The 26,254-nt window shown below is 43.1% G+C and carries 22 protein-coding genes and 1 pseudogene; 9 read left to right on the forward strand and 14 right to left on the reverse strand.

The window, feature by feature from the left end; genetic code table 11:
- Positions 1–2: 2 nt before the first annotated feature.
- From xseA to ISX59_RS17665, 6 genes are read left to right on the forward strand one after another with little or no spacing between them, the layout of a single operon-like run.
- Positions 3–1,247 (forward strand): exodeoxyribonuclease VII large subunit, encoded by a 1,245-nt coding sequence (gene xseA, locus ISX59_RS17640; RefSeq protein WP_220576113.1) that lies wholly within the window; start codon positions 3–5, stop codon positions 1,245–1,247.
- An 8-nt stretch (positions 1,248–1,255) separates the two neighbouring features.
- The gene (gene xseB / locus ISX59_RS17645; protein ID WP_005782452.1) at positions 1,256–1,468 is read left to right on the forward strand and encodes an exodeoxyribonuclease VII small subunit; all 213 of its coding nucleotides are present in this window, start codon (positions 1,256–1,258) and stop codon (positions 1,466–1,468) included.
- 45 nt (positions 1,469–1,513) lie between these two features.
- Entirely contained in the window at positions 1,514–2,533 is a 1,020-nt protein-coding gene (locus ISX59_RS17650) for a branched-chain amino acid aminotransferase (RefSeq protein WP_005782453.1), read from the forward strand.
- Between the two features lie 11 nt (positions 2,534–2,544).
- Positions 2,545–3,351 carry an MBL fold metallo-hydrolase gene (locus tag ISX59_RS17655; RefSeq protein ID WP_005782455.1) on the forward strand — a complete coding sequence of 269 codons (807 nt, stop codon included), beginning with the start codon at positions 2,545–2,547 and terminating at the stop codon, positions 3,349–3,351.
- A gap of 9 nt (positions 3,352–3,360) precedes the next feature.
- The gene (gene trmB / locus ISX59_RS17660; RefSeq protein WP_005782457.1) at positions 3,361–4,119 is read left to right on the forward strand and encodes a tRNA (guanosine(46)-N7)-methyltransferase TrmB; all 759 of its coding nucleotides are present in this window, start codon (positions 3,361–3,363) and stop codon (positions 4,117–4,119) included.
- A gap of 8 nt (positions 4,120–4,127) precedes the next feature.
- Positions 4,128–5,234, forward strand: coding sequence for an Mrp/NBP35 family ATP-binding protein (locus tag ISX59_RS17665; RefSeq protein ID WP_005782459.1), 1,107 nt, complete (start codon positions 4,128–4,130; stop codon positions 5,232–5,234).
- Between the two features lie 90 nt (positions 5,235–5,324).
- On the opposite strand, the gene ISX59_RS17670 is transcribed toward ISX59_RS17665, so the two are convergent.
- The 14 genes and pseudogenes from ISX59_RS17670 to ISX59_RS21465 form a co-directional block, all read right to left on the reverse strand.
- Complete coding sequence (locus ISX59_RS17670; RefSeq protein ID WP_220576114.1) at positions 5,325–7,226, reverse strand: TlpA disulfide reductase family protein; 1,902 nt, start codon at positions 7,224–7,226, stop codon at positions 5,325–5,327.
- Positions 7,227–7,265: 39 nt separating this feature from the next.
- Positions 7,266–8,987, reverse strand: a complete 1,722-nt coding sequence (locus tag ISX59_RS17675; RefSeq protein ID WP_032531440.1) for a M56 family metallopeptidase — start codon at positions 8,985–8,987, stop codon at positions 7,266–7,268.
- Between the two features lie 20 nt (positions 8,988–9,007).
- Positions 9,008–9,373, reverse strand: a complete 366-nt coding sequence (locus ISX59_RS17680) for a BlaI/MecI/CopY family transcriptional regulator (protein WP_005782465.1) — start codon at positions 9,371–9,373, stop codon at positions 9,008–9,010.
- Positions 9,374–9,520: 147 nt separating this feature from the next.
- On the reverse strand, positions 9,521–10,270 hold the full coding sequence (locus ISX59_RS17685) for an SGNH/GDSL hydrolase family protein (RefSeq protein ID WP_005821960.1): 750 nt from the start codon (positions 10,268–10,270) through the stop codon (positions 9,521–9,523).
- A 17-nt stretch (positions 10,271–10,287) separates the two neighbouring features.
- The gene (locus ISX59_RS17690; protein WP_032541025.1) at positions 10,288–10,968 is read right to left on the reverse strand and encodes an SGNH/GDSL hydrolase family protein; all 681 of its coding nucleotides are present in this window, start codon (positions 10,966–10,968) and stop codon (positions 10,288–10,290) included.
- A 150-nt stretch (positions 10,969–11,118) separates the two neighbouring features.
- A complete protein-coding gene (locus ISX59_RS17695) occupies positions 11,119–13,068 on the reverse strand; it encodes a glycoside hydrolase family 97 protein (RefSeq protein ID WP_005821958.1) in 1,950 nt (649 codons plus the stop codon).
- Positions 13,069–13,240: 172 nt separating this feature from the next.
- The gene (locus ISX59_RS17700) at positions 13,241–14,491 is read right to left on the reverse strand and encodes an ABC transporter permease (protein WP_005782471.1); all 1,251 of its coding nucleotides are present in this window, start codon (positions 14,489–14,491) and stop codon (positions 13,241–13,243) included.
- Positions 14,491–15,672, reverse strand: a complete 1,182-nt coding sequence (locus ISX59_RS17705) for an ABC transporter permease (protein WP_005782473.1) — start codon at positions 15,670–15,672, stop codon at positions 14,491–14,493. The genes ISX59_RS17700 and ISX59_RS17705 overlap by 1 nt, the downstream gene beginning before the upstream one ends.
- On the reverse strand, positions 15,669–16,661 hold the full coding sequence (locus ISX59_RS17710; RefSeq protein ID WP_005782476.1) for an HlyD family secretion protein: 993 nt from the start codon (positions 16,659–16,661) through the stop codon (positions 15,669–15,671). Before ISX59_RS17710 ends, ISX59_RS17705 begins: the two co-directional genes overlap by 4 nt.
- Before the next feature lie 61 nt (positions 16,662–16,722).
- The gene (locus ISX59_RS17715; RefSeq protein ID WP_005811132.1) at positions 16,723–18,177 is read right to left on the reverse strand and encodes a TolC family protein; all 1,455 of its coding nucleotides are present in this window, start codon (positions 18,175–18,177) and stop codon (positions 16,723–16,725) included.
- An 891-nt stretch (positions 18,178–19,068) separates the two neighbouring features.
- Complete coding sequence (locus tag ISX59_RS17720; protein ID WP_005811130.1) at positions 19,069–19,434, reverse strand: hypothetical protein; 366 nt, start codon at positions 19,432–19,434, stop codon at positions 19,069–19,071.
- Between the two features lie 170 nt (positions 19,435–19,604).
- Positions 19,605–21,080, reverse strand: a complete 1,476-nt coding sequence (locus tag ISX59_RS17725) for a hypothetical protein (RefSeq protein ID WP_255580240.1) — start codon at positions 21,078–21,080, stop codon at positions 19,605–19,607.
- A 444-nt stretch (positions 21,081–21,524) separates the two neighbouring features.
- Positions 21,525–21,855, reverse strand: a pseudogene (locus ISX59_RS21460) (transposase).
- The gene (locus ISX59_RS21465; RefSeq protein WP_186993680.1) at positions 21,848–22,033 is read right to left on the reverse strand and encodes a transposase; all 186 of its coding nucleotides are present in this window, start codon (positions 22,031–22,033) and stop codon (positions 21,848–21,850) included. Before ISX59_RS21465 ends, ISX59_RS21460 begins: the two are co-directional and overlap by 8 nt.
- A 132-nt stretch (positions 22,034–22,165) precedes the next feature.
- On the opposite strand from ISX59_RS21465, the gene ISX59_RS17745 reads away from it, so the two are divergent.
- Genes ISX59_RS17745 through ISX59_RS17755 form a run of 3 tightly spaced genes read left to right on the forward strand, consistent with a single transcriptional unit; the run spans position 22,166 to position 26,249 of the window.
- Positions 22,166–24,733 (forward strand): outer membrane beta-barrel protein, encoded by a 2,568-nt coding sequence (locus ISX59_RS17745; protein WP_220576115.1) that lies wholly within the window; start codon positions 22,166–22,168, stop codon positions 24,731–24,733.
- Positions 24,734–24,772: 39 nt separating this feature from the next.
- Entirely contained in the window at positions 24,773–25,327 is a 555-nt protein-coding gene (locus ISX59_RS17750) for an RNA polymerase sigma-70 factor (RefSeq protein WP_220576116.1), read from the forward strand.
- Positions 25,308–26,249, forward strand: coding sequence for a FecR family protein (locus ISX59_RS17755; protein WP_220576117.1), 942 nt, complete (start codon positions 25,308–25,310; stop codon positions 26,247–26,249). The genes ISX59_RS17750 and ISX59_RS17755 overlap by 20 nt, the downstream gene beginning before the upstream one ends.
- Positions 26,250–26,254 lie beyond the last annotated feature (5 nt).

The following is a 26,254-nucleotide window of genomic DNA, read 5'->3' on the forward strand; positions in this document are numbered from 1 at the left end:
GTATGCAAGACACCCTTTCTCTTCACGAACTGAATGCTTTGGTCCGGCGGAGCCTGGAACAGTGCCTGCCCGATGAATACTGGGTACAGGCGGAGTTGAGCGATGTCCGTACAAACAGTACGGGACATTGCTATCTGGAGTTTGTCCAGAAAGATCCCCGCAGCAATAATCTGATAGCCAAAGCGAGGGGAACGATCTGGGCCAATATCTACCGGCTGCTGAAGCCCTATTTCGAAGAAGCCACCGGGCAGTCGTTTACTTCCGGCATTAAGGTGCTGGTTAAAGTGACCGTTGCTTTCCATGAATTGTACGGTTACAGTCTGACTGTGCAGGACATCGATCCTACCTATACATTGGGGGATATGGCACGCCGGCGCCGGGAAATACTCAAGCAACTTGCAGAAGAAGGAGTGTTGACGCTGAACAAAGAACTGGAAATGCCTTTGCTGCCGCAACGCATTGCGGTCATCTCTTCGGCTACGGCTGCGGGGTATGGTGACTTCTGCCATCAATTGCAGCACAACTCCCGTGGATTTTACTTCAATACGGAACTTTTCCCCGCTCTGATGCAGGGCAATCAGGTGGAAGAGTCCGTATTGGCCGCTCTCGATGCAGTAAATGCCCGGATGGAAGAGTTCGACGTAGTTGTCATTATTCGTGGGGGAGGGGCAACTTCCGACCTTTCCGGATTCGACACCTACCTGCTGGCCGCTGCCTGTGCCCAGTTTCCGCTGCCTGTTATAACCGGAATCGGGCACGAACGGGACGATACCGTGCTCGATTCCGTAGCACATACCCGGGTGAAAACTCCGACAGCTGCGGCCGAATTGTTAATCAACCGGATGGAAGAGGCCGCGGATCGGCTTGAAGAGTTGGCCGGAGAATTGCATGCCCGCATCTATCACCGTCTGGAGCAAGAGCGAAAGAGACTTTCACTGTTACAATCGCGCATTCCTTCACAAGTGATGCGCAAGCTTTCGGAATCGCGGATAAAGTTGCAAATGGCAAAGAGCAACCTCTCTCATGCTGCTGAGACCTTATTGGCTCGTCAGCATCATCGGTTGGAACTTTTACAAAACCGCATTGCGGATGCTTCACCACAAAAACTACTGAAACGGGGATACAGCATAACGCTGAAAGAGGGGAAGGTGGTGAAAAATGCTGCCTGTCTGCGACCGGGAGACGAGTTGATTACCCGTCTTTACGAAGGTGAAGTGAAATCGAAAGTAGAAAGTATTCCTTTATAATGATAAATATGCCAGCAAAGAAAAAAGAAACCTATTCACAGGCCATGGAACGTCTGGAAAAGATCGTTCGCCAGATTGACAGTAACGAACTGGAGATTGACGAACTGAGTGAAAAAATAAAAGAAGCCAATGAAATAATAGCTTTCTGTGCCGGAAAGCTGACAAAGGCGGATCGGGAAATTGAAAAATTACTGCAAGAAAGGAGGCTATCTGAAGAATAAAGGTTATTTTTGTTGCTCAATCGAAAATAACTAATAACTAACGATATGAAAGAAATAGACTGGGCCAATCTGTCATTCGGCTATATGAAGACAGATTACAATGTGAGAATCAATTTCCGTAACGGCAAATGGGGTGAACTTGAGATAAGCAGCAGCGAAGTGCTGAATCTGCATATGGCTGCCACTTGTCTTCACTATGGCCAGGAGGCTTTCGAGGGCTTGAAAGCTTTCCGTGGTAAAGACGGTAAGGTACGTATTTTCCGTCTGGAAGAGAATGCCGCACGTCTGCAATCCACCTGTCAGGGCATCATGATGGCAGAATTGCCGACCGAACGTTTTAAGGAAGCTATTCTGAAAGTAGTGAAATTGAACGAACGCTTCATCCCGCCTTATGAGAGTGGGGCGTCCTTGTACATTCGCCCGTTGCTTATCGGAACCAGTGCCCAGGTAGGGGTTCATCCGGCAGATGAATATATGTTTGTCGTGTTTGTCACACCGGTAGGCCCTTATTTCAAAGGTGGTTTTTCTACCAATCCTTATGTCATTATCCGCGAGTACGACCGTGCCGCTCCCCACGGAACCGGTATCTACAAAGTTGGTGGTAACTATGCAGCCAGCCTGCGTGCCAACAAAAAAGCGCACGATCTGGGCTACTCCTGTGAGTTCTACCTGGATGCCAAAGAAAAGAAATACATTGATGAATGCGGAGCAGCCAACTTCTTTGGTATTAAAGACAATACATACATCACACCGAAGTCTACTTCTATCCTTCCTTCCATCACCAATAAGAGCCTGATGCAGTTGGCAGAAGATATGGGCATGAAAGTAGAGCGGCGTCCTGTACCGGAAGAAGAACTGAGCACTTTCGAAGAAGCAGGAGCTTGCGGTACTGCTGCTGTCATCAGTCCGATCGAACGTATCGATGACCTTGAGAATGGTAAATCATACGTAATTTCGAAAGACGGAAAGCCGGGTCCTGTTTGTGAGAAACTCTACAACAAGCTGCGTGGTATCCAGTACGGTGACGAGCCCGACACTCACGGATGGGTGACCATTGTAGAATAAACGTTCGATAAATGAACTACAAAATAACAACCCTCGCAGAAAACAGTGTTTACGGTAAGGGATTACAGGGAGAGCATGGGCTTTCCCTGCTTGTTGAAGCGGGGGAACACAAGGTGCTGTTTGATACCGGTGCTTCGGATTTGTTTATCCGGAATGCCCGTTTGATGGGAGTCGATCTGACCGATGTGGAATTTGTAATACTGTCTCACGGACATCGTGACCATACAGGTGGATTGCATACTTTCCTGAAAATGAACAGCAGGGCAAAGGTGGTATGTAAACAAGAAGTGTTCCGCAGGAAGTTCAAGAATGAACGTGAAAACGGAATGTTGCATCCCGAAGCATTGGATAAGTCCCGCTTTTGGCTGATCGACGAAACTACGGAGATTGTACCGGGTGTATTTGCGTTTCCGGATGTCAGGATAGTAGACAGGAACGACACGCACTTTGAGCATTTCTTCGTGGAGATAGGAGGCGAGATGCGTCCCGATACCTTTGAAGATGAACTGGCATTGATATTGAAGAGTGAAAAATCCCTTTCAGTGCTGAGCGCCTGTTCGCACCGGGGGATTACCAATATTATTCGTGCCGTGCAGACTGCATTTCCGGGATTGGGACTGAAACTGGTGATGGGAGGCTTTCATATCCATAATGCAGGCATAGAAAAGTTCAATGTGATTTCCGCTTTTCTGGGCATGAAGCTTCCCAAACGTCTGGGAGTCTGCCATTGTACGGGCATTGACAAATATGCGTTGTTCCGCCAGCAATTTAACGACCGGGTGTTTTATAACTATACCGGTTGGGTAGAAACGATTTAACTTTTTTGAATGGGAAAAAATAAATTAGAGAAGTTTGCCGATATGGCAAGTTATCCGCATGTTTTTGAGTATCCTTACTCGGCAGTGGACAATGTGCCTTTTGACATGAAGGGAAAATGGCACAAAGAGTTTTTTAAGAACGATAACCCGATTGTACTTGAGTTGGGTTGCGGGCGCGGCGAATATACCGTCGGACTGGGACGGATGTTCCCTGATAAGAATTTTATTGCGGTAGACATTAAGGGAGCCCGCATGTGGACGGGGGCCACCGAATCTCTTCAGGCAGGTATGAAGAACGTTGCTTTTCTGCGTACCAACATCGAGATCATCGACCGTTTTTTTGCGGAAGGCGAAGTGAGTGAGATCTGGCTGACTTTCTCTGATCCGCAAATGAAGAAAGCGACCAAACGCCTGACTTCTACCTATTTTATGGAACGTTATCGTAAGTTTTTGGTGTCCAACGGAATTATCCATCTGAAGACAGACAGTAACTTTATGTTCACTTATACCAAATATATGATTGAGGAGAACAAACTGCCGGTGGAGTTTATCACCGAAGATCTTTATCACTCCGATCTCGTTGATGACATTCTGGGCATCAAGACCTATTATGAACAACAATGGCTCGATCGTGGTTTAAGCATTAAATACATCAAATTCCTGTTACCGCAGGAAGGAGAATTGAGAGAACCGGATATTGAAATTGAACTCGATTCGTACCGGAGCTATAACCGTAGCAAGCGGAGCGGATTGCAGACATCTAAATAATACAAACTATGACAATCTATCCTAAATTGATACTCGATGCACTGGCTACAGTGCGTTATCCCGGAACCGGAAAGAATCTTGTGGAGGCCGGTATGGTGGAGGATAACATTCGTATAGAGGGAATGAAGGTTTCATTCTCCCTGATTTTTGAAAAACCGACCGATCCGTTTATGAAGTCGGTGATAAAGGCTGCTGAAACAGCTATTCTTACCCATGTGAGCAAAGACGTGGAGATAGCTGGAAATATCAGTGTGAAAACCGTACAGGCTGCACGTCCCGAAGTCGGTAAATTGTTACCCCGGGTAAAGAATATCATAGGTATCTCTTCCGGTAAAGGAGGGGTGGGTAAATCTACCGTGTCGGCCAATCTGGCTGTAGCGTTGGCTAAGTTGGGCTATAAAGTCGGTTTACTGGATGCCGACGTTTTCGGTCCTTCCATGCCGAAAATGTTTCAGGTAGAAGATGCCCGTCCGTACGCTGAAAAAATAGACGGACGCGATATGATTATTCCTGTTGAAAAGTATGGTGTAAAATTACTTTCTATCGGTTTCTTTGTCGATCCTGACCAAGCTACTTTATGGCGTGGGGGGATGGCGAGCAATGCGCTGAAGCAGTTGATCGGAGATGCTGCCTGGGGAGATCTGGACTATTTCCTGATCGATCTGCCACCGGGAACAAGTGACATTCACCTGACCGTAGTTCAGACATTGGCCTTGACCGGTGCCGTTGTGGTTAGTACTCCGCAGGCTGTGGCTTTGGCCGATGCACGTAAAGGGATCAACATGTTCACTAATGATAAGGTGAATGTTCCTATTCTTGGTCTGGTGGAAAATATGGCTTGGTTCACTCCGGCAGAACTTCCGGAGAACAAGTATTATCTTTTCGGGAAAGAAGGTGCCAAGAAGCTGGCTGAAGAGATGAATGTTCCGTTGTTGGGACAGATTCCGATTGTACAGAGTATCTGCGAGGGCGGCGATAACGGTACCCCTGTTGCTTTGGATGAGAATACGGTTACCGGCCGTGCATTTCTTTCGTTGGCTGCCAGTGTAGTACGACAGGTGGACAAACGGAATGTGGAAATGGCTCCCACGAAGATTGTAGAGTTGCATAAGTAACGATAAGCGCTTTTAAATGATGAACGATCGGTTCCTTGTCCCATAGGCAGGAGCCGATCGTTCTTTGTTTATTGTTTGTTGTCCGGAGGGTTAATCATATACTTTCATCAATTCCTCTTTTATTTGGGCTACACCCGGGAATCCTGTCTTTTGGTGTTTGACATTTCCTTCCCGATCGATGATGAGATAGGTGGGTACGCCCCTTATGTCGAATTTATCACCTAAGAAACTCCATTGGGCATCCGTTAAACGGAAATGCTCACCGTGGATATCCGGAATCATGTTCTCCCATGTTTTCAGGGGTGAAGTTTCGCCGGTAATGTAAAGGTAAACGATATCCTTTCCTTTCAACTCTTCCTTTAGCGGCAGCATTGCTTTATTGGCCATGCGACACGGGCCACACCAGGTTGCCCAGAAATCGGCCAGGATTACTTTACCCCGGAATTTAGAGATAATGGATGTAAACAGGTTTTCATCACTGACTTCCCCTACTTCATGAATAGTATATCCGGTTTTCTTTTTATTGGCTTCAATGGTTTTCAGAAGTTGTTCATTGCCCTCCCGCAGTTCATTTTGGCAAGCGGGTGGAAGAGTGGCAAGCAGGACTTCCTGTTCGGCGGTCAGGGGTGTAAAGTCTTTGATAGATGAATAGAGTTCGTTTGCTTTATTAATATCGAAATAAACTCCTTTATCGGTTCCCCATGCTTTAACCAGTTCATCTCTCCAATGACGCAGGTAATACGGAACCAGTTCGGTCAACCGGGGATTGTAAAGTAATGCCATGGTGTTGAGGGAGCCAAGTGGTCTGAAAGCATCCGCATAATAGTTTTCAGGTAGTTTTATTTGAGTCGTTTTAAAGTATTCCCTGACTTCTTCGTTTTTCATTTTATGCTCCATGGCATAAGCCTGCTTGATGGCCATTTCCGTTAAAGAGATAGCCTGGGCAGTACTGGCGTCTACCTGATTGATTAATACCGTTTTGAGTGCTTGACTGATTGAGGCTTTCTGTATGGATTCAAGAATAGTAGCCCGTTTGCCATAAATAAAGTCTTTATAGGCTTGGGCGTCCATTCCTGCTATGTCACGGAATAGTTGACGGTAATTATCCATAACGGAAGGATTTAGGTTACATTTAAAAGATTCCTGTGACAGCCCGGCTAATGCGCCGCCAAAGTAAACAGCTTCGCCATAAGGTTTGTCGTCCTTATGGAACTTGGATTGTTGCCGGCATAGTTCGCGGGTATTGATAATGATACTGCTCTCTTCACCCGGTACCACGTAGGAAGAAATCATTTTACCGAAAATACGGAGGGCGACCGGAGTAGTGGCAGGTACTTTTATTTGAGTGGCAAATGTGCCGTCATTGTTTATTTTTACTTCCGCTCCTTCGTAGGCACCCTTTACCGGGTCAAATACAATCGGTGTTATTTTGGAGATGAGCCCCGGGCGATAATCCAGAATCTTTCCTTTGAAAGTGGCTTCCTTGTATTCGAATTTCGGTTCGGGCAATGTATTATTTATATCTACTTTCTGCACAATGGCTTCTTGGGGTAACAAAAGTTCGGGAAGAGCTTTTCCTTTAAGTTGAATGCCCCATATCTTGAATGCCCCTTGAACATTGTCCCCTTCGGAGAAATCGATAGAAGTGGCTGAGGCCGGTATTGGCGGAAAAACTAAACGGAATTCTGCTTCACCGGATTCGGGCATCCAGAATTCCGTGTCGGGTTTAATACCGATCCCCGAACGTAAAACGTAGGTTTCCCCGTTATTGTCTTTCAGGAAACTTTGTCCGGAAATCCGGATCCATTGTTTGGGTTGATAGAATGCTTTGATATAAAGTACTGTAGCCGTGTCGCTGAGGACGACTTTTTCTACTTGAATCGAGGTACTGCTCCAAGCTATGAATGGCGGCTGTTCTATGACTTTTTCTTTGGCCTTTGCAAGGTTGCAGATGCACAACAAGAGAATGGCAATAAATGTGATTTTTCTCATACTATTTTTATTAAAGTGATTTTCAGGTTGGGAGTACGGTTAGGTCAGACGGAACCGGATGGGGAGTGTGAATCGGGTCGCTACGTTCTTGCCTTTTTGTTTCCCGGGTATCCATTTGGGCATACCGCTTACTATGCGGAGTGCCTCGGCATTCAGTTCCGGCGATACTCCCCGCACTATTTTGGGGTCTCTTATATGCCCGTCTTTATCAACAATCATCTGTATGACAACCTGCCCTTGTATGCCCGCTTCCTGTGCAGCTGTAGGATATTTTATATTTTTGTACATATATGCTAAACAAGCTTTCATTCCACCGGGGAATTCCGTAGCCTGTTCAACTACATCAAAAATTTTATTTTCAAGATTCTTATCGGAAGTACTTGCCGGATCGGGCGCCTCATCTATCAGGTGAAACCGTACCGGGACGGTCATTCTGGTGGCTACAGCTATTCCTCTTTGTCTTCCGGGACGCCACTTAGGCATTTCTTTTATTACACGTAATGCTTCGGCGTCCAGTATTGGATGCACACTTTTTGCTACTGTACAGTCGGTAATCGTTCCGTCTGCCCGGATTATGAATTGGGTAACGACTTGCCCATGTATTCCGTTTTCCTGAGCGATAGCGGGGTAGCGGAGGTGACTGCTGATGAACCTTTTCATTTCTGTCACTCCTCCCGGAAATTCCGGCATTTGCTCAACTACTTCAAAGACAGTTTGTTCTTTTGGTTTTTGGGAGGTTGTTTGTCCGGCTGTATTGTCCGTTTGAGGTTGCGGAGCATCTGCCGTATGGGATGGGGTATTTTCTTCAGCCGGAACTTTCTGTTCAATCTGCTCTTCCACTGTTTGCATCATTTCTTTTGCGATGTTTTTAGTAGTACGTGCCACGGCTTCAATGTTGCTTACTATCATTAGGGCAAGAGCCAGCGGGAGAAATAACAGATATTTGGTCCGTCCTATCTCTTTGGTTCTTTTTTTATTCATCATTGTGATGCGATTCTTCAGTGGCAACACATTGAAACTGTTGGAGAGAGTGATTGTACTTTTTTGATGGGCCAATCCCAATAAGTGATACTGATAAGATTTTGAATCATGCCCGGCTTCCAGTACACGGTTGTCGGCCATGTACTCCAGGTTGTTCCGTACTTCCCGTTTCATCAACCATGCAAACGGGTTGAACCAACAGGCGATACACATCAGTTCGCTGATGATAACATCTATGGAGTGCTTTTGCCGGGCATGCGTTCCTTCGTGAGTAAGGATTTCGCTTAACTCATTGTGCGGATGTGCTTGCGGATGAATGAAGATCCAATGGAAAAAAGAGAACGGACCACTTTCTTTGTCAAGCAAATAGACAGGAATTCCTTCTATCTGATCTTTCTGACAATGAAAACGCAACCGCAAAATACTGGCAAACTGGGCAACGAAGCGTATTAAAAGTAATACGACTCCTGCCCAATAGATGATATTTACTGTAGATAAAATAATGTTTTGCCAATCCGTAGTCGCAACTTCAGGAGTTATTTCAATTTCGGGCAATACAATGGTTGCGTATAAATCGGCCATTGCTACCATAGGCTCGTGCGATCTGATCCACTCCTGAATATTCAACACCGGGTAGAGTGGAGAAATGACAAAGAAGCAAAGCAATACAGTCCGTCGCCACTGAAAAAAGGTGTCTTTGTAGAAAAACAACCGATAGAAGGCGTAGAATAAAGCAATTGCTATATTTATCTTCAGGAAGTATGCCAGTTCGGGAGTCATGTTTTTCAGGGTATTAGCGATTAGTTTTCTTTTCCTTTCTCGATCATGTCGATGATTTCTTTCAGGTCGTTGGTCGATATCTTCTGGTCTTTTGCGAAGAAAGAAACCATTTCTTTGTAAGAGTTCTCAAAGTAGTTCCTTACGACTCCACTCATGAAACTTCGTTTATATTCGCTTTCTTTAATAGCCGGAGTGTACAGGTACGTATTTCCTACGCGCTGTGCCTTTACATATTTTTTCCGTTCGAGATTCTTCACGATGGAGGCCACCGTAGTGTAAGGAGGTACGGGTTGCTCAAATTTGGCAACGATGTCTTTCACGTAGCAACTTTCCAGTTCCCAGATGTAAATCATCACTTCTTCTTCTTGCATTGTCAACTTTTCCATGGAGTATGTTTAATTACGTTTATATCACAAAGCTACGAAACGGTCGTAACTAAACAAAGCGAAGTGTGTTAAATGATGTAAATGAATAGGTTGCATATAGTGAGAAGGCTGGGGGAGAGGAGGAAGCCTGTGTGGGTTTTGACACATTTACATTATTTTCAGGATGGCTTCCGCCCAATATTTGCCGAGGATTTTGGCACCTTCTTTATTGGGATGCAGATAGAAAGTCCCTGCGTTTCCATTCTCCGGAGTAAAATAGCTCTGATAATTGTTCCGGAAGAAGTCGGAAGCAGCTGTATCTCCCAGAAATACCTGATTGGGCTTGGTCTGTGTGTAATGGTCGATCAGTTTATGAAGCATGGGAGTGTAACTTTCCAACCGTTTTAGTCCGGCAGCAAGATAGACTGCACCGTTATAAGTGTTCGGACTATACCAGATAGGCTGGTGAATCACGATTTTACATTTCGGATACAGGGAAATCAACTCGTCAACGATTGTTTTCATATTGGTATAATAGGACACCGGTTCTACCGGAGCCCCGAAGGGCCCGGTACAGGCACTGTCGTTGGTGCCCAGCATGATAGAAAAAAGCAGTGTCCCTTTATGTTGACTCAATTCCTGTGCGGCAGACTTGACATTCGGGAATTGTTTTCCGGCTACCGGCAGGAAATCAAGGGTAGTCATACCGCTCACTCCGCAATTACGATAGGTGACGGATTGTTTTACTACTTGTCCGATGTATTGGCTGGCTTGTACCGGAGGTGCTTCTGTCCCGGGATTTTTCAGTGTAGCACCTTGGGTGATACTGTTGCCTATGTATACTATGTTAATGTCTTGCGCATATAGTTTACTTATGCAGATACTCAATAAAAGGCAGAAGGAGACAAATGACTTCATGATTTTAATTTCAATGGTTAGCGTATCGTTTTGTTTATGGCTTGCTGGATGAGCTTTTCCATCACGTCGTACCCTTCAGAAGTAGGGTGTACTCCATCTTTAGTATAGACCGGATTCAGAGCTTTGTTATTACCGCTTACCATCGATGAATAATAGTCTACAAACGGAATCTTGTTTGCTTTGGCGTATGCTTTCAGGCGTGCATTGAGTGAGGCTATCTTTTGTGGTGCATCTTTGATGGACGGATTCCAGCCAAAGCCAGCAGCCGGCAAAGTGGTAGTCAATATCACTTTTATATGGTTGGCTTTTGCCAGTTCCACCATCGAAACGATATTGCCAAAAGTCCGGTCTTCATGGTACGTTCCTGTATTCTCGGCAATGTCGTTGGTGGCGGCATTGATCACTACTAATGCGGGGGATAAATTGATCACATCTTCTCTGAAACGTACCAGGAACTGGTAAGAAGTCTGTCCACCGATGCCCCGGCCGATATAACCGTTGTTTTTGAAGAAATCAGGATGTGTGTTAACCCATCCTTCCGTGATGGAATTGCCCATGAAGACTACTCTCTTTTCATTTTTCTCCGGCTTGGGGAGTTCGGCATTTTGCTGCGCATAGCGTTGCAGGCTGGCCCAGTCTTTTTCTTGGGCATTGATTCCTATAAATGATGCTCCGAGGCAGAAGACAGCCATCAGCATCCAGCGGTGTATTATTTGTTTTTTCATTTTTGTAATATGCTATATCACTACAGAGTGACACAGAGTCTTCATCTCTTGTTAATGGAATATTTATGAAAAAAGTTTCTCTGTGGGACTCTGTGTCACTCTGTGGTGAACTTGATTTATATTCTATTTCATTTTAATTGTTCCGGCCCATCCCCCGTTGCGTACCATTTTCAATGTCATGCGGGTTTGATTGTTCACGGTAGACTCCTTTTTCTTGTAATCCATTGCTTGACGGTCAGCGTTAATGCCATCTTCAAATGAGGTTAATGTGAATGATTGTCCTGCCGGAAGGAATCCAAGGTCGATCTCGATGTTTTGTGGTTGATTGCCGGTGATACCTCCGATGAACCACTGTTCTCCTTTTCGTTTGGCTACGACGACTGCTTCACCTACTTTAGCATAAAGGACCTTGGTTTCATCCCAGGTGACGGGAACACTTGCGATAAATTCGGTACAGGGAAGTTCCCTGTAATAGTAAACCGGGTTGTCGGCTAACATTTGCAGACCACTTTCGAAGATGATGAAAAGAGCCATTTGGAAAGCACGTGTTCCTGAGCCCATGGCGTTGGCGCGGGTAGAACGGTTGTCTTCCGGCTGAGCGGAAATCATTGACCCCGGAGTGAAGTCCATCGGACCCACAGCATTACGCATAAAGGGTAAATAGATACTGTTTTCGGGTTTGCAGTTGCCACCTTGTTCCATGCCCAATACACCTTCGTAAGAGAGTACGTTCGGATATTTCCGTTCCAGTCCCGCAGGCTTGAAGGCACCATGGAAATCCACAAATAGTTTATGTTTAGCTGCTTCTTGGGCTACACGTTCGTAGTAGTTTACCATCCACTGATCGCTGCGGTCCATAAAGTCTATCTTTACTCCCGCAATGCCCCAGTCGGCAAAAGTCTTAAAGAGATCGAAGTGATTCTCGACGGTAAGCCATGGTAGCCAGAGTACGATTTTCACGTTTCGTTCTTTTCCGTACTGAATTAACTCAGGGAGGTTGATAGTAGAATTGGGAGTAAACGGATCACGTGTGTTTTTGGCCCAGCCTTCATCCATGATGATGTAGGGGATGCCGAATCTGGAAGCAAAGTCAATGTAGTATTTATACGAATCCATGTTGTAGCCGGAACGGAAATCTACCCCATAGAGACGTGCATCGTGCCACCACTCCCAGCTCACCTGCCCCGGTTTGATCCAACTGTAGTCTTCAAGGACACAAGGAGTGGAAAGGTTATATACCATTTCGTTTTCAATAATCTCTTTGTCTTCTTTTGAGATTACCATCATTCGCCAGGGGAATGAACGCTTTCCGGTTGTTTTGGCAATATAATCAGCTTCTTTAGTGATCTTGAGGCTACGGTCACCATCTTCGCCAAATGCCAAAGGTGCTTTTGGGAAAAGAGATTGCATCCCATTCTTGCCGGTGCCTTTGAGGAACATACAAGGATAATCGAATAGGTCAGCTTCGGATATCAGGATTTTATATGCTTTGTCCGTTTCTATCAGTACGGGCAGGTAACTCATACGATCGGTGGCAGCATAGTTTTCCGTATCTATATGAGTATATGGATATTCGTAAGAGGTTTTAAAACCATCCGGTTGTGATAAGTGGGCTTTGTAGTTGGCAGGAAAATTAATTGCGAAATCTTCTCCCATTACAATGTTATCCTCTTTTTTGTCTGTAACAAAACGGTAAGCCATACCGTTATCGAATACCCGGAACTCAACGGCATAGTTTCCGCTGAAGTTCATCCTCAGCGTGTTACATTGGTTCTTTACAATAGCATTTTTAAAAGGTATCTCACGTTTCACACTTTCGTCAATGGTTCCACGTTTCGTGCTCCGCAGCCTGGGATTGTCCCCCAGTGTTTCATTTTGCAGTTGGAGGTTGAGATAACAATCCTTTAATAGTTGGTTGTTATCATAAGACACTGAATAGTAGATTCGGTCCTTGATATCTACCGATACTTTAATGGCTCCGTTGGGAGACATTATGTCAATCACTTTAGCGTACACGCTATTTCCGCTTATTACTGCCAATGCGAGCAAAAGGGACATCATTTTTCTTTTCATAACATGTGTTTTATTATTGTATGTGTTGTGTTTACATCTTCCACTTGAAAATATAAACGCCTCGAATGTACTAATTATCTTTGTTTCAGACAATAGCTGTCCGATATATTTTCGGGTTGAATTGCAATAGCAGGTATTTCCGGATAAATCCGGAATAAATATGTGTATGTGATTATGAAAGAATAGGTTTTCCTTTGCCTTTCATTTCTTTGTATTTATCAATGACATGCTTACGGCTCTTGATGATCTGCCAGCGATATACCCAGCAGGTAGTCAGGAAGTAGAATCCCGTTTGTATCCATAACGCTTTATATTCAAATGGGATCTCACTCAGTGTCGCCCCCATGTTATTGATCCGCACAAATCCGTTAATGCCGAAAGTAGACGGGAATATATAAGAGAAATATTTCCAGAACGGCGGTATGGCTGCTCCCGGCCAGGAGATTCCCGAAATAAACAGTAACGGAACAGACGTGAAGACGAATATCAGCATGCACGTTTCCCGGTTACGGATGGCAATGGACGCAGTCATGGCAAAGAAGATGCAAGCCATCAGATAGGGAAGGATAAATAACGCTAATGTACCCGGTTGTCCGATCTGGTTGAGGCTGAACATGCGGGGAACCGCACAAAGTACGTAAACAGATACGAGCGAATAGACCATGAAATAGCTTAGTCCTTTACCCATTACAATACGCAGCGTGCCGTTGTAATGCCGGTTGATGGGCACCAGATCTTTGAAGCGGTTGTTTTCGCGGGCGGTGCCGGCAGAAAGTCCGATACCCAACAGTAAAGTCTGCTGAATAATCAGGATCAGTACTGCCGGTATCAGGAAAGCGGCAAAACCGTTAGTCGGATTGAACATTGCCACGTCTTCATATTCGATGGGGTAGGCTGTGATCTCATCCTGGCGGTCGGTGGTATTGCCCGAACGGGTTATTTTGATATCTTCGTTCATGTCTAAAGATACGGCTGTGTTAGCCAGAAGCATACTTTTGTAATATAGCAGTCCGCTCATATCACAATAAATACTTACCTGAGTCTGTTTACCTTGCGCTATGTTATCACTAAATTCTTTGGGAATATAAATGATGCCATAAGCCAGACGGTCTTTCAGCATTTGTTTGGCTTCTTCCATATCTGCACAATACGCTACGATTTCTATATCGGGAGTGGCGTCCACTTTGCGCAGATATTCGCGGCTGAGTGAAGAGCGTGAATCGTCTACTACCACTGCGGGCACTTCGCGCACCACTTCGTTGGTATAGATGAAGCTATAAATCAACGGATATACCAATGGCACGAGTACGAAGAAAATCAATACTCCCTGGTCACGGAAGGTGGTTCCAAACTCCCGTTTCCAGATATAAAACAGGTCGTTGACTCCTTGTGCTATTTTATCTTTTAATTTTATATCTTTCATTAGGGCATGTATTTATAGTATATCAAAGCTTCCTTCAACCGGTGAACCACGAAGAAAGGAAGTAACATAAAAATCAATAACGCCATATAATTGGACCAGGAATAAGCCATACTGTATCCGTTGAGTGCCTGGTCTACGTAAATGAGAAAGTAATGCCGTAGTGGGAACAGGTTGCTCAATGCCTGCAATACCGGATTCATAGCCATTACCGGGAAAGAGAACCCCGATATGGAGAAAGAGATGACTCCCCATAATGATGCAAAACTCAATCCGAGGCGGAGTGTAGGCAAAGTGCCTATCATCACGATGCCACAACATTGTGAAGCCAGTACAAGGCACAAAGTGGCCAGCAGCATAGGGAGGATGCCACTGTTGCATGGGAAATGCAGGAATCCGTACAGGTATACATTATAAAATATACCCATGATGAAGAACACTACCGTTTGTGGAAGAAGTTTACCTGCCAATGCGATATAAATGGAGTTATTGCTCAGACGCAACCACTCACGTGCGGTACGGTCTTTGATTTCCACGCCGATGGAGAATACCGTTACCATGAATATCATCAGCATAAGTACTCCCGGTACAAGGGTGTTGCACAAGTAGACCGAGTAGTTCAACCATGGATTCTGTATCGGGTGTGTATCGATGACTATTGGTTGGAGGTATCCCATGGCTTGGTCCTCTGTTGCACCTTTAGCGTACAGTACCGAACGGCTGACTGCCCCTGATGCAAGCTCGGACATCATCTTCATGTCTTTGAAAAGCAGTGAGCCGGCAATCAGGTACGAGTTGTTGGTATAGAAAGATATTTTGGGTTGTCGTTGGCTTTGAGCATCGGCCGACAACCCTTTGGGAATATAGAAGAACCCATAAATTTTGCCTTCCTGCATTGCAGTGCGGGCTTCATTCACACTTCCATAACGGGCCACGATAGCCGTTTGCCCGAAGGCATCCAAATTGCGGAGGATATTTCTCGAACTGGTTGAGTTGTCCAGATCGACAGCGCCGACAGGCATGTCGGTGGGCAGTCCCGAGTCCATCAGCGTGGTGAAGAAAATATAGCAGAATAACGGGGCTATCACCATGCAGAAGAGATAGAGCGGACGGGACACAAGACGGCGACATTCGCGCTTCATGACCAGCCAGAGGGCTATATATTTCTTTTCTCTTTCTTTCATTTTTTAAGGATGACTGACATTCCCGGACGCAGATTGTCTACTTTTTCAACCGGAGTAGCTTTTACTTCGAAAGTTTTCAGATCGAACTGTCCTGTAGTTTTAGTTGCTTTCCAGGCAGCGTAAGTACCCAGATCCTTCATGTAGTATACTTTCAGGCGAATCGTTTTGTTGTCCAGTGCGGGCACGATAGCGTCAAATTCAGATCCCATTGTCAGGTTCTTCAATAAATCCTCGCGCACATTGAATGTCACCCACATGTCATCCATCACTGCAATGTTCATAATCGGTGCACCTGTGCCTACCAACTCGCCCACTTTGGGAAATATCTCAGAAACCTCTCCGGCTGTCTGAGCAATCAAATAAGTCTCTTTGATGTACGATTCCACTTCGGCAACAGCTCCTTTGGCACGGTCTACCAAAGCGGCGGCAGCCATTTTGTCCTCACGTTCGGCACCGTTCTTAGCCATGGTATATTGGGCCTTTGCTGCTTTTTCTGTAGCGATGGCTGCATTACGTTGCGCAGTGACTTCGTCCAGCTTTTGCGCAGGCATGACTCCCTGGTCGAACAGATTTTTAACACGCTTGTATGATTTCTCTGCTATATCGACACCGGCTATCGCCTTTTGCCACATTTCATAAGCTGCCTGGATCTGTTCCTGACGTGCCCCTTTGATTGCTTTTTCGTTTTGTGCCTGAGCAGCGGCTTCAGCTGCACGTGCCTGTTCCATTTTTGCCATTACGTCCGGAGCTTCCAGTATGGCGAGAGTGTCTCCCGCTTGTACTGTTTGTCCCTCTTTCACACGGAATTCCAGAATGCGTCCGGGAACTTTGCTCGAAACGCGGTATTCGGTCACCTCGGCCTGTCCCTGAATAATTTCCGGACCTTTGCGGAGCATGAAGAAACCGACAACTGCAACCAGTACAATAACTCCCAGCAGAGTGAGGAATGCAAGCAGCATATTGCTGTTCTGTGATTTTTGTGATGTCATCTTATTTACGATTTTACGATTTACGATTGAGATTGGCTTTCTCTAAATTTACTTATTCATTTTATTTCAGTGTTCCCAATGACTTCTGCAGGTAGATCTCTGTTAACTTCACATCAATCTGTGCATCGATCTTTTCCGATTGGGCCGACAACCAGGCAGTATGGGCTTCAAGTACGTTGCTTGGAGCAATTACTCCTTCTTCGAATCCAAGGGTGGCGTAGCGCAGGTTTTCGTCAGCTTTCTCAAGGTTCTTTTTCGCCATGGTCAGTTTCTTTGCTGCCTCGTTCACTTTGAAGGCCGATTGGTTGACCTGCAACTCTATTTTTTCTTTGGCATCTTCCAGTTGATACTGGGCGATGCGTGCTTCTGCTTTGGCTGCCTTTACTTTATAGAGGCCCTCTCCCCAGTGCCAGATGGGTAATTGAAGCATGATGCCTACATTCCACATTCCTTTGAATTTATTTTCAAAGCTGTTGAATACGGAAGGGTTAGTAACCATATAGTTTCCCATCAGTGCTAAAGACGGAAGATGCTCGGAGCGGGTTACGTTTATTTTTTGTTGATAAATTTTGGTTGCCAGTTCCAGGCTCCGTATTTCAGGCCGGTTGGCATAGGCTGTTTCAACCTCAAAGTCGGTAGTAACAGGCATTAACGGAATGTCGTCGATGTCTTCGTCGGCCAATACGACGGGGGTACTCAGGTCGATGCCGCACAGTTGGCACAGTAGCATCCGCGAAAGGCTGAGTCCGTCTTCAACCTTTGTCAGTGTCATTTCGGCTTCGTTTACCTTCACCCGAACCGAGAGTCCGTCCGCTTTAGTGGCTACCCCTTCGGCAATCATCTTTTCTACATCACTGTCCAGTTTCTGTAATAGCTTCAGGTAGCTTTCCGCGAGTTTTTTCTTGTTGACCAACGAGATAACCTGCCAATAGGCCTGATCCGTGCTGAGAATCACCTCTTGCATACCCGAATTGTGCTGTTGGCGAGCCAACTCTTCAGCGTATTTAGTGATTTTGTTGTATGCCCGGATTTTGCCGCCCATGTATAATGGCTGTGTCAGGGTGATGACTCCTGCATATACATTGCGGGTATCGGTACGGAATGCGTCTACAATAGAACTTCCGGCTTCGTTCAAGGCCGGTACGATAGCCCCTCCCAGTTGCGACAAAGCCGGGGCCAGTTCAGGATGGAGCTGTCCGATGACTTGTGCAGCCTGCTGCAGTGGTCCGCTTATGCTGTTTCCTAAGCCCGATAGGGCAGCTTTCTGATCACTGTTGAGCAGCGAGAATTCTTTTTGGTTACGCATATAGGCCCCTGTAGCAGAGAAGTTGGGTAAGTAGTTCGTAAAAGCTGCTTTGTTTTGATAGTGTGCAGCATTTATTTTCTCTCCGCTTATCAACAACTCTTTGTTGTTGGCAATGGCCAATGCACGGCAACTATCTAAGGATAGGATTCCCTGTGATTTCAGAGAGAAAGTAGTTGTCAGGAGAAAAAACAGAAACAGGATTTTTTTCATCGCATCTTATACATTATAAAGGTAATACTTCATTTTAAAGAACAATGCTTGCGGGTTGTTTGTTTATCCGGTTTTGTTCTTGTTATCCTTGTTAGGACAAGAAACAATAATTGCATAAACAACGATGCAAATATAAAGGGTTAATCTTAAAAAGCAAAACGATTTAATTTTTTTTGTTATTTAGGCCTGATGTTTGAATACCGGGCGATGTATTCTCGCTTTTTCAATTAACATTGTTAATCGCATTCTGGGGCTTCTTCTTTTCCAAATGCAAATAACAAGCCTTTTGCATTTAAATGACTTGTTATTTGAATCTAAAGAGCAAGCTTTAACACTGTGTTAAAGCAAGTCTTTTCCCAGCAAGAGTTTAGTGCTTTGAATGTCTTGTCTTTCATCTGTTTAAGTATCATCGTGTCTTTTTCTATCCAATAAGACTTAGCAGGCTGAAAGCCTGTATACTTGCTTATTTATCAACTATGGATTGATCCTGTCTTCCCGAATCATTTTTTTCGTGATATTGTGTATCCGATTGCATACTTTGGCTGTAGTATAATAAACAACTATTGCGAATTGGTATTTAGCTTACTGGTTCAAAAACCTTATTTAAGGTTTCTGTTTTTCAATAACACGAACAGAGAAGCAGAAAGGAAAGTTTCGTGGCAATAGTAGACAATAACCTTTTTATTCTTATATCTGGAGATTTCCAGATTGCGTTTTGAGCATCTTCGCATAACTGGACCGGGAGCAACCCAATAGGGGGTATTTACCCGATTTACTGATATGGTTCGGATCAAAAGTGGCAGTAGTACGAATATTTAATTAAAAGGAGCAGAGGAATTATTTATTCTCTGCTCCTTCAATACCTATTCTTAATTGCTCCCTCCTTCTTTATTACTTTTGGAAAAAAGAGCCCTTGCTTTTTTCTGAACGATAGTACATTCCATCACCAAAAGTAAGATAATTATCTCCCACTGTTTGTCTGAATGCACCATTGATTATAATTTCATTACCTTCCTTTACATAGTTAAATGTGTTCAAAAGTTTTAATGCTTTGTAGTCTTTATCAAGGCTATACTTTTCAATTGTTTTTGCTCCGAAGAAAAGTCCTACTGCTTTTACACCACCTTCTACCCGTTCTTCAGCTTGAAATTGATGTATCCAGATTGAATTATTTAAAGAATAATCTGCTTCCTTATGACAAGACGACAAAGCCAACAAAATAATTGTGCAGATAAAGAAAGTTACTTGTTTTTTCATCTTTTAAATCGTTTAAATGTAAAGAAACTATTTGATATTGGTAAAATACTTGTTTCTATTATTCCTTTACCTTTTCTAATAGGAATTACGTACTCGTTATTGGATAAAACAGATTCAATGGGATAGTCATTAAAAAAATCAAAGTAGAACTCGTCAATACGTTCATTACTTTAGGTGATAGAATATTCTGTTGTTACTGTCTTTTGAGTTGTCGTTGTATTATCTAATTTTCCATTTATTCCTAGGGTGATTCCTTTAATGATTGGAGCAGAAATGCTTCCATCTATTCCTTTATTGGATATATAAGTTAAAGAATATGTTTCTGTGATTTTTGCGGTTGTTCCTTCATCCGGGTTAATAAGATATACTACAACCTTTTTGTTAATGGGATCTTTAGCTATGTTCCATTCATTCAATCTTGTATCGTGTCCGTAATCTAAAGGATAGAACCATTTGGACTTAATACCATTTCTATCAATTGTATAGGTATACTTTGTACGTCTAAACATCGTTTTATGTCTTCTATGTTCATTGATTTTAAGATTGAATAATTTTTCAGGGGTAACATAAATCTTCATTCCTTCAGATATTACGTTGTTTCCGTTTACACTTCCTTCGATCCTGAAAAGAAAACAGAAAGCTCTTCCCGTTAAGATACGTCCTAAAACTTCTTCTCTGCTTAAAGAGCCTTTTTTCTGCTGTACTTTATCATAGAATAATGGCTTGTTTTGCCCTGTTGCTATATCCTCCAAGCGAGAAAACGCATCTGCTGCAATCTTAAATCTAAAAATACAATCTTTGATATCTGGACGAATTTCTTTGGGAGTTTCGCTTATACTATTTAAGCCATAGTACATAAGTGATCTCGTCGCCCTGGGCTTTTGGGAGGATTTATTATAGGCTGCCACCAACAATGGATCTATATCTTTTATTGGGACATAGCCTTCATCTTTATATTTTTCACTAAGCTCTTCATATGCCGAAGCACGTGTTACTCCTGCAGTCCTCTCGGAGTATGTAGGATCAAAAGACTGATCAACAAATTCATAATTTTCATTTAAAGGGTAAGCTGAAAGATTTCGAGTTTGTATATGTTTTTTTCTTATACTGGCACTTTCACAAACTACAAACAAATTAAATCCAGGTATTTCATTAGCAGCAATTGTATCTACTATGACTCCATTATAGTATAATGTCCTATCTAATAGAACCGGTACTTCAAAGTCTCCATCATCCATGTCTTTTATTAAAAGATTCCCGTATTCTGGTATGTGGATATTTAGTAAAGGTACATTTGTCTCGATGTTCTCTATTTCCTCTTTATCTTTGGCGTACTTTATTAATATATCTCGGAAAGAACAATTGTTTATTTGCCCATCTCTGGCAATGGGATAAAAAATATTATATCCGTTATCTATTTTCTTTAAAGCTTCCTCTTTTAAAAAGTGCCTGACACTTTGTTCCTCGAAAACGGCTTTTGATAATATTTCAGCAAATCGCTCCATATATTGTTCTTTGCTTTTGACGTTTCTTGTTGTTACATTTTTAGTGGGTTCATTGTTGTAAGTTGCATAATCGTCGGAGCATGCTTCTAAGATGATAGAGAAAAAAAGAAATAAAAATAAATTGATTTTCACTTTTTTCATGTCTGTTTTTCTGTTTATAATATTTTTCTTAATCACAATCACTCGTCTGTTTTTAATTAGAATCTATCAAAAACTAATAGTTCATGTTACATATAATACAATTCATACTAAAACCGTACTCAACTCGAAACATGAAAAAGAAGTTAATATTTTATCATTCTTTCAATATATATGAAGCAGGTTTAATATTGATTTATTATAAAGACAGTTTTTTTACGTAAACTCCCTATTGAACGCGAGTTCGGGTTAAGATTTCCTTTTAATCCTCAAAATCACAAGACAATAAAGATTCGGGCGGCCAAAGTATGGTCGCCCGAATCTTTATTGTTCTACTGACTTAATTCCAAATGGTAAGCTGTCCGTCTGATGGGGCTATGTCAAAGTCGAAGTTAACCTCCGGCTTGACATTGAAAAAACAATATGCCTCCATTGTAGAAAGCAAGTTCATCGGAAAATTATGTACGCTACGGTGGTGAATGTGTATAAATTGTTTTTATTTTTCAATGCATCGTTGGGTGATTCGATAATACTCCGTTTACGTAACATTAGTTTGTTATAAATCGAAATCAAGCGTTGCTTCATGTTTGAACGAAGACCGGTGACGATATGAATGCCATCATTAAAAAGTTTCCCAAAAAGTGATTGAGAGAGACCCCTTGTCGGTATAAAGCTTTCCAAACATCTTGTTTGTCAGCGTATCAATTACATTTTTGTTTCGATCGTCAACATTGGCCCCGGTCAGCACAACGTTGACAATCTCTCCTCTTTCATACACAATAAATGAAGTTTAAAGCCGATATAGCACCCATTGTACTCTTACCTTTTTTTGCTATGTCTTTGCATACTTTCATGGAATATTGTCTCCTGTTATGGATGGCAGGAATGCATGTACTGTCAATGAAACTGATACCTGAACATTCTCCGAAACAAACCGGTTTGAGGAATATTGTCAAGGCTATGAAACATCTTGGAATATTCTAATTTATGTATGATTGTCGCTACTTTATTTTTTTCGTAATATTGCGTACCCGATTGCATACTTTGGTTGTAGTATAATAAACAACTAATTAAAAAATAGAAAAACAATGAATTGGGGAATACACGACAGAAGAGGCTGGATGGCTGTGATATTATTATTGTGCGCATATCCTTTTTCGGCTCAGAATGCCGGTCAAATCACGTTGGAGCTTAGAGACAAGCCACTGCCTGCTGTTTTGAAATTGATTGAGAAAGCAGGGGAGAAGCATATTATTTTTTCCTATAACGAGACTGAGACTTACCATGTTACTGCCTCTATTCATCAAAAAAACGAATCGGAAGCACTTTCCATCGTTCTGAAAAATACCCCGTTCATTTATAAAGAACGAGAAAACTATTTTGTTATTCAGAAAGCGGGGATAGACAAACGTCTGGTAATTATTCAAGGTACGGTTTATGACGAGGAACATAACCCCTTGGTTTGCGCCAATGTGCTACTGCTGAATAGAATTGATTCCACATTTGTGAGCGGAGTGGTTACGAATCAGGATGGTTCGTTCCGGATACCGGGTGAAGAAGGGAAAGATTATCTTTTGAAAACGTCTTATATAGGTTATCAGACCAAAGTCCAACCTTGCGGTGCAATGAATAAAGTATGTTTGTTTTCCGATGCCCAATTAATGAAAGAAGTGGTTATTAGTGTCGATCATCCTTTAATAGTACATAAAGATAATGGTTTATTGGCTAATGTCGTTGGTACTCCTTTAGCTAAAATGGGCTCTGCTGCGGAAATGATATCCCATCTCCCTTTTGTAACGGGAGGGGTGGGGGAATACATGGTTCTGGGACATGGAGTTCCTGTTATCTATATCAATGGCCGTAAGGTACGTGATCAGGGAGAATTGGAACGTTTGCGTGCTGACGATATTTTATCGGCGGAAGTGATTACTACACCAGGAGTGGAATATGGTTCGGATGTATCTTCAGTCATTCGTATCCGTACGATCCGTCAGCGAGGACAAGGGATAAGCGGCGGCTTTCGAGGTGTTTTTTCTCAGGGACATGACTATAATGCCAGTGAGAATCTATATTTGAATTACCGTACGGGTGGATTGGATCTATTTGTGAAAGGTGACTTGAAACATGGAAATTATTACCAGGAATCAATTTTAAATCAGGAAACTGACGCTTCTTCCCGATGGGAGGTCCGAGGAGGAACTACCAGTTTTCGTAAAGCCGTTTATTTCTCCGGTGAGGTAGGTTTCAACTATGAGTTAGATGACAAGAATTCTTTGGGTGCTCGTTATATGCCGGGTACGAATGTAGGTTCTGTGAATCAGACTAACCTTGGCAACAATTTTGTGTATAAGGATGGTGAAAAGACAGAAGAAATATCTTCTTCGCAGTATGCACATACTTATCCTACCTGGACTCATTCGGTGAATGGATACTATAATGGAGCGTTCGGTCAATGGAATGTGGATTTCAATGCTGATTATTTATTGGGAAAGAATAATTCCACAAATGAAGTTCTCAACAACGATGATAAAGCTGCCCAATCAGAAAATGAAGTCCGAAACTATTTGTATGCTATGCGTATGGTTGTAAAACGCTCTTTCGGAAAAGGGACATTGTCGTTGGGTACGGAGGAAACGTTTACGAACAGACACGACATATTTGTTCAAAGTGGTTTTTCTGACAACGCCGATGATCATATCAAACAGTCTATTTATTCTGTGTTTGCCGATTACTCGCTGCACTTGGATAAATTCAATTTTGATGTGGGGCTGCGTTATGAACATCAAAAAACGGATTATTATGAATATGGGGTTCATCAAGATGAACAAAGTCCGGTGTATAATGATATAGTCCCTGTCGCTTTAGTAGGATATGAGGATAAAGGCTGGCATGCATCCCTTTCTTATCGCTTAATAAGGAATAATCCCGACTATCACATGCTTTCAAGCTCAATTACATATTCAAGTAAATATATGTATCGTAGCGGAGATCCCTTACTGGTTCCACAAAAACACCATGTCTTTATATTGGATGCCGGATCGAGATGGGCGTTTGTAAATCTCTTTTTTGATAGGACATTGGATTTATATACGAGGTTCCTCAAACCTTATAATGATGAAACCCATCCGGGGGTGTTGTTGTTTACCATGGCCTCCATACCTACTACAGATACTTATGGAATGAATTTTAATGTTTCTCCTAAAATCGGGTGTTGGCAACCGCAATTGAATGGAGGCATGTATTTTTATGATGCCGATGTTCGTTCTTTGGGGATAACCCAGCATTGGAACGAACCTCAGTTTTATTTTGAGCTTGACAATAGTTTTACTTTTCCTGATGGTTGGTTTTTGAATGTGAACGGGAATATTTCGACAGCAGCCAAACAAAGTTATTCTTTGAGACACAGAGAGGGTACGGTAAATGCCCGTCTGTCGAAATCATTTCTGGAAGATGCTCTGATGATAACACTTACAGCCGATGATATTTTTCATACCCGTTATCATTATATGGATGGATATGGAGTCAGAAGTCATATACTGACCCGTTCATATAATGATAATCAACGTTTGGGTATTCAGATATCTTATAAATTTAATGCAACTAAGAGTAAGTATAAAGGTACCGGTGCGGGACAGAGTGAAAAGCAGCGCCTTTAATCTGCCTGATAAAAGAATTATCACTAATTTTGTCGGCTTATGGCAAAATTAACGATATTCCGGTTTCGTGGACATGTTTCACGGGAAGAACGCTTCAGGCAATTGTTTGTGGAGATATATCCCCGTCTGGTGCGTTATGCCATTCAGTTAATGGGCGATCGGGAAGAAGCGAAGGACATTGTTGGCGAAGTGATGGAAGAGGCTTGGAAATGTTTTGATAGACTGGAAGCAGAAACGCAGAATGCTTATTTCTATACAGCTACACGTAATACGTGCCTGAATCGGTTAAAGCACCTGCGCGTGGAACAACAGCATTTGGATGCTTTACGTGAGGTTACGCGGATGGATGTGAATACCGGATATCGACAGCATGAGGCACAGTTACGGCAAGCGGAAACTATTGCTTACGGCCTGCCCGAACCGACGCGTACCATTTTGAGACTTTGTTATTGGGAGAAACTGACCTATAGGCAAGTGGCAGAACGGTTGGAAATAAGTCCGGATACGGTGAAGAAACATATATCGAAAGCTTTACGGATTTTACGTAATGAAATGAACGGAAAGGAGGAAACAAATGGAACAGAGAGAGGATAATAAAAACGATGTAGCCCCCCGTAGGCTCGAAAATATTTTCGGTGAGGCTCTTGGTGACCTGCCTTCTGTCGAAGAGACAGAAATCGCTTGGCAGGCATTTGCCTCTCGCCGACGGCAGAAGAGAGTCCGAACTTTGTTATTCGGCTTTGCAGCAGTTGCTTCCGTGGCATTACTTTTGTTTTTGGGTTTGTCCCGGGAAAACTTTTTATCACAAGAAGTCGAAGTGTTTGCTTCTGTAAATTCGCCTGATAAATTGGTGATGACAGAGGCTAAAGGGATCATTGCAGTCAGAACACCACCCGCTACCACTGTTACCATTTATTTGCCCGACAGTACTGAAGTGCTGTTGAACGCCAATAGCCGCCTGGAATACCCGAAAGTGTTTACCGGTGATCTTCGGCAGGTAATGTTGGAAGGTGCTGCGAGATTTAATGTTCAAAGAGATGCTCTACATCCCTTTATTGTAGAGACCGGGAGTTTACAGACGCGTGTATTGGGTACGGTATTTGATGTTGATTCTTATGGATGTGGTACTACTTCTAAAGTTGTCCTGTATGAAGGTTCGGTGCAAGTCAGCGATAAAGCCAGCACACAAGTCTGTAAGATAAAGCCGGGTGAACAGGTTTATCTGGATAGAGTAGGTGATATCTGTATTTCTCAGGCTGATATCTGTATGCAAAAGAGTTGGACAGAAGGTCTATTTATCTTTGATAATGTCACTCTGAGATATGTTATGCAGGAAATTGGGGCATGGTATAACACAAATATTGTTTTCTGTTCCCATTCTTTGCTGGAGGAACGGATTTATTTTTCTGCCAGTCGTCATCTTCCTGTCGGGGAAATATTAAATGTTTTGAATGATTTGCAAATTGCGAGATTCATAGTGGAAGGGAACAAAATAATCGTATCACCACTATCATGAGTTAT

It is taken from the genome of Bacteroides sp. FSHCM14E1 (genome assembly GCF_019633785.1).
GTDB lineage: Bacteria > Bacteroidota > Bacteroidia > Bacteroidales > Bacteroidaceae > Bacteroides > Bacteroides hominis.

Bases quoted from the DNA above. Each gene is read 5' to 3' on its own strand.
- ISX59_RS17705 (WP_005782473.1), bottom strand. From the start codon at position 15,672: ATGAAAGAAAGAGAAAAGAAATATATAGCCCTCTGGCTGGTCATGAAG.
- trmB (WP_005782457.1), top strand. From the start codon at position 3,361: ATGGGAAAAAATAAATTAGAGAAGTTTGCCGATATGGCAAGTTATCCG.
- ISX59_RS17720 (WP_005811130.1), bottom strand. From the start codon at position 19,434: ATGAAAAAACAAGTAACTTTCTTTATCTGCACAATTATTTTGTTGGCT.
- ISX59_RS17710 (WP_005782476.1), bottom strand. From the start codon at position 16,661: ATGACATCACAAAAATCACAGAACAGCAATATGCTGCTTGCATTCCTC.
- ISX59_RS17680 (WP_005782465.1), bottom strand. From the start codon at position 9,373: ATGGAAAAGTTGACAATGCAAGAAGAAGAAGTGATGATTTACATCTGG.
- ISX59_RS17690 (WP_032541025.1), bottom strand. From the start codon at position 10,968: ATGCTGATGGCTGTCTTCTGCCTCGGAGCATCATTTATAGGAATCAAT.
- ISX59_RS17665 (WP_005782459.1), top strand. From the start codon at position 4,128: ATGACAATCTATCCTAAATTGATACTCGATGCACTGGCTACAGTGCGT.
- ISX59_RS17675 (WP_032531440.1), bottom strand. From the start codon at position 8,987: ATGACTCCCGAACTGGCATACTTCCTGAAGATAAATATAGCAATTGCT.
- ISX59_RS17755 (WP_220576117.1), top strand. From the start codon at position 25,308: ATGGAACAGAGAGAGGATAATAAAAACGATGTAGCCCCCCGTAGGCTC.
- ISX59_RS17745 (WP_220576115.1), top strand. From the start codon at position 22,166: ATGAATTGGGGAATACACGACAGAAGAGGCTGGATGGCTGTGATATTA.
- ISX59_RS17655 (WP_005782455.1), top strand. From the start codon at position 2,545: ATGAACTACAAAATAACAACCCTCGCAGAAAACAGTGTTTACGGTAAG.
- ISX59_RS17695 (WP_005821958.1), bottom strand. From the start codon at position 13,068: ATGAAAAGAAAAATGATGTCCCTTTTGCTCGCATTGGCAGTAATAAGC.
- ISX59_RS17715 (WP_005811132.1), bottom strand. From the start codon at position 18,177: ATGAAAAAAATCCTGTTTCTGTTTTTTCTCCTGACAACTACTTTCTCT.
- ISX59_RS17650 (WP_005782453.1), top strand. From the start codon at position 1,514: ATGAAAGAAATAGACTGGGCCAATCTGTCATTCGGCTATATGAAGACA.
- ISX59_RS17685 (WP_005821960.1), bottom strand. From the start codon at position 10,270: ATGAAGTCATTTGTCTCCTTCTGCCTTTTATTGAGTATCTGCATAAGT.
- ISX59_RS17700 (WP_005782471.1), bottom strand. From the start codon at position 14,491: ATGAAAGATATAAAATTAAAAGATAAAATAGCACAAGGAGTCAACGAC.
- ISX59_RS17670 (WP_220576114.1), bottom strand. From the start codon at position 7,226: ATGAGAAAAATCACATTTATTGCCATTCTCTTGTTGTGCATCTGCAAC.
- xseB (WP_005782452.1), top strand. From the start codon at position 1,256: ATGCCAGCAAAGAAAAAAGAAACCTATTCACAGGCCATGGAACGTCTG.
- xseA (WP_220576113.1), top strand. From the start codon at position 3: ATGCAAGACACCCTTTCTCTTCACGAACTGAATGCTTTGGTCCGGCGG.
- ISX59_RS17725 (WP_255580240.1), bottom strand. From the start codon at position 21,080: ATGAAAAAAGTGAAAATCAATTTATTTTTATTTCTTTTTTTCTCTATC.
- ISX59_RS17750 (WP_220576116.1), top strand. From the start codon at position 24,773: ATGGCAAAATTAACGATATTCCGGTTTCGTGGACATGTTTCACGGGAA.